Genomic DNA, 3,342 nt, shown 5'->3' with positions numbered 1-3,342 from the left:
GAATTTTTAAATTCACTATCCACTATCCACTATCCCCTATCCCCTATTCCCTATCCGATGTTTAGATATTTAAATTTAATTCAGATCTTTTGGCGGACGGCGATCGCGGCGGAGCTAGAATATCGGCTAAACTTTTTCTTTGCTGCCTTGAGTAGTTTGGGGGGTCTTGCTGGTAGTTTGTTTAGTCTATTTTTGTTCTACCGCAAGGGCTACAATTTCCAGGGCTGGACGTGGCAAGAGGCGTTAATTGTCGTCGGTATCTTTACCTTTTTAGAAGGCTTTTCGAGTACCTTTCTCGCCAGCAATCTCAATCGGATTGTCAAGCATGTTCAGGATGGTACGTTAGATTTTGTGCTGCTCAAACCGATTAATTCCCAATTTTGGCTGTCCTTTCATAGTTTCTCGTTGTGGGGAGTGCCGGATATGCTATTTGGGCTAATAATTATTTTCTATGCCGGGAGTTTGCTCCAGATTGGGATCGCGGCATATTTTCTCAGTGCGATTCCGATCCTATTTGGGATTATCATTATTTATAGTCTGTGGTTCATCCTGGGTTCGACGAGTATTTGGTTTACCAAGATTTATAATATTACTGAAGTATTGCGGGGTTTGCTCGCCGCCGGACGTTTCCCGATCGCCGCCTATCCGGCTACTTACCGCTTCTTTTTTACATTTGTGATACCCGTGGCATTTTTGACGACCGTGCCAGCAGAGACGCTGCTAGGGCGGGGGAATCTAGCTTGGATTGCTGGCGGTGGCTGTCTGGCGGTGGTGTTGCTATTGTTATCTAGTAACTTTTGGCGATTTGCACTGCGGTTTTATACTAGTGCTTCGAGTTAGGGGGGAGATGGGAGATGGGAGATGGTATGGAAAAGGGGAAGGGGAAAAGGGAAAAGGGGAAAGGGTAAGAGGTAAGAGGTAAGAGGTGATGCCGAAATCCTCCAGTCTCCTGTTCTCCCAGTCTCCTAGTCTCCCAGTCCCCCGTCTCCCAGTCCTTTACTTAAACTGTTTAAAAATTTCCTCAGTCTTGGCTGCCATCACTAGGTCGTTGAGATGTAAGCCGCCGACGGTGTGCGTCCACCAGGTAACGGTGACTTTACCCCATTCTGTCAGGAGTGCGGGATGATGGGATTGAGACTCGGCTAGTTCGCCGATGGCATTGGTGAAGGCGAGTGCGGTTTGAAAATCTTTGAATTGATATAGGCGTTCGATGCGTTGTTCGCCTTTGACTTCGTACTGACACCAATCGGGAATTTGGGGTTGAAAGGCGTCGATTTGAGCCTGAGAAATTGCGGTTTCACCACCAAGGCAAGGGACACACTGTTGTTGCGTTAATTCTGACATAAATAATCTCCATCTAAAACGATATCTCTACTAAATAGTCTTAGCAGGGATATTTTAACTATCGATGATTAACGATCGAGGAGCAACATAAAATGATATCCCTACTAACATAGTATTAGTAGGGATATGTCAATTATCGATGATTAACGATCTAGGAGCGACGATCGATCGATTCAGATGTAGTTTTCGCGATGGGAGGTTCTGAGAACGCAGATGAGAGTTCGAGGAGTTCGGGCACCGTGACAAACTTGTAGCCTTGGGCGCGCAGTTGGGCGATAATCTGGGGAACGGCGATGGCGGTATTGTTGTGGCTGCCACCACCATCGTGCATCAGCACGATACCGCCAGGGGTTGCACCATTGAGGACGGTTTTGAGAATCGCTTCGGAGGAGGGGCGGCGGGGGTTGCTGTCGCCAGAATCCACCGACCACATATTCACCGATTGGTTGTGTTTGAGGGCGTAGGCAACTAAACCATTAGTTAACATGCCGCCTGGTGGTCGAAAGTAGGCGGTTTCGACATTTAGGACTTCTTTGATGATTTTGGAGGTGTCTTCGATTTCCCGCTGGGCGACTAACGGACTCATCTGCTTGTACCAATGGTGCAGCGTGTGGTTGGCGATGACATGACCGTCGGCGAGGACTTTTTTACCGATTTCGGGGAAGGATTTGAGTGGTTGACCGATCATGTAAAAGGTCGCTTTAATCTGTTCTTGTTTGAGAGTTGCTAAGATTTTCTCGGTAGTTTCCGGCCACGGGCCATCATCGAAGGTGAGGGCGATGACTTTTTCGGCACCAACGGGGGCATCTTTAATGGTTTTGGCTTGAAAGTTTTTGGGAACGTCAAAGTTCATCGGAAAGCTCCGGGCAATTGCTGTCGTCATCTCGACAGTCTCGACCAGTCCCGTCTTGGCGATCGAAGCATTCGGATTTATGCTACTAAATATAGTATGTAGTAGTGCGACTGCCGCACACGACATGACGGCGATTGCTACCCATAAAGTTTTACCTGGTAGTAATCTGCCGATCCGATCTTGGTACTCACCTCTAGCCAATTTAGCAACTCCTAACGTGTATACAAGGGTTCAATCTGGGTTTGTCATACTGTTGCCTGACTATCCTAATTTTTTGCATAATTAGAGGGAGTCTGACTCTTCTTTTCGAGCTAAGCTGGCAAAGACAGTAAGATTATATCAAAACATTCCACCAAACTTAGCTGTTCTACTCATTCATGGCGATCGAAATAAAGTGAATAGTGGATAGTGGATAGTGGATAGTGAATAGTGGATAGTACTTAGGAGTAAGTTTTGAGTTTACTTTTATATCCTCGGCAAAGCTGAGGAGCGAGAGCCGCTGGTGCAAGATGTAAGTATACTCATTTGTGACGATCGCTAACACTGAAGAGATTAATCTATATGACTAAGTTGCCAGTGGTAACGCAACAGATTGCGGCTAGAGTCCATCTTGACGCGACGGCGGCTGCAAAAGATTCCCAATTGCCAGAAGTTGCCGCCTATCTGGCGATGCCAGACATAGCGGGTGAATTTCCCGGAATTATCGTACTCCAAGAAATATTTGGCGTCAATACCCACATTCGCGCTGTCACCGAACGGATTGCCAGCATGGGTTACGTTGCCATTGCTCCCGCATTATTCGACCGGATCGCACCGGGATTTGAGACGGGTTATAGTAGCAATGATGTCGAATTAGGTCGCAGTTATGCCCAGCAGACTGACGCCGCGCAATTACTCGGTGATATTCAATCGGCGATTGATTATCTCAAGACTTTACCTCAAGTCACATCCCAATTCGGTTGTATCGGTTTTTGTTTTGGCGGACATGTGGCTTTTTTAGCGGCAACATTACCGGACATTACCACGACCGCTTCCTTCTATGGTGCGGGAATTACTACTCGGACTCCCGGCGGGGGCGAGCCATCGGTGAGTCGAGCGGGGGCGATCGCGGGTACGATAGATCTGTTCTTTGGGATGGATGATGG

The 3,342-nt window shown here is 47.5% G+C and carries 4 protein-coding genes; 2 read left to right on the top strand and 2 right to left on the bottom strand.

Translation table 11 applies throughout. The annotated features are described in order from the left end of the window. Positions 1 to 57 precede the first annotated feature (57 nt). On the top strand, positions 58 to 840 hold the full coding sequence (locus RMO35_RS18005) for an ABC-2 family transporter protein (protein ID WP_309742812.1): 783 nt from the start codon (positions 58 to 60) through the stop codon (positions 838 to 840). A gap of 156 nt (positions 841 to 996) precedes the next feature. Here RMO35_RS18005 and RMO35_RS18000 read toward each other — a convergent pair whose 3' ends face one another. Both RMO35_RS18000 and RMO35_RS17995 read right to left on the bottom strand, forming a co-directional pair. Continuing rightward, entirely contained in the window at positions 997 to 1,344 is a 348-nt protein-coding gene (locus tag RMO35_RS18000) for a 4a-hydroxytetrahydrobiopterin dehydratase (RefSeq protein ID WP_309742810.1), read from the bottom strand. Positions 1,345 to 1,495: 151 nt separating this feature from the next. Further along, entirely contained in the window at positions 1,496 to 2,398 is a 903-nt protein-coding gene (locus tag RMO35_RS17995; protein ID WP_309742808.1) for a polysaccharide deacetylase family protein, read from the bottom strand. 360 nt (positions 2,399 to 2,758) lie between these two features. On the opposite strand from RMO35_RS17995, the gene RMO35_RS17990 reads away from it, so the two are divergent. Beyond that, positions 2,759 to 3,342: dienelactone hydrolase family protein (locus RMO35_RS17990; protein ID WP_309742806.1), on the top strand; the 584-nt coding region annotated here is incomplete at its 3' end.

Source organism: Chamaesiphon sp. OTE_20_metabat_361, from assembly GCF_031364565.1.
The sequence above is the reverse complement of the archived record's forward strand: the minus strand, read 5'-3'. Positions and strand labels throughout refer to the sequence as shown.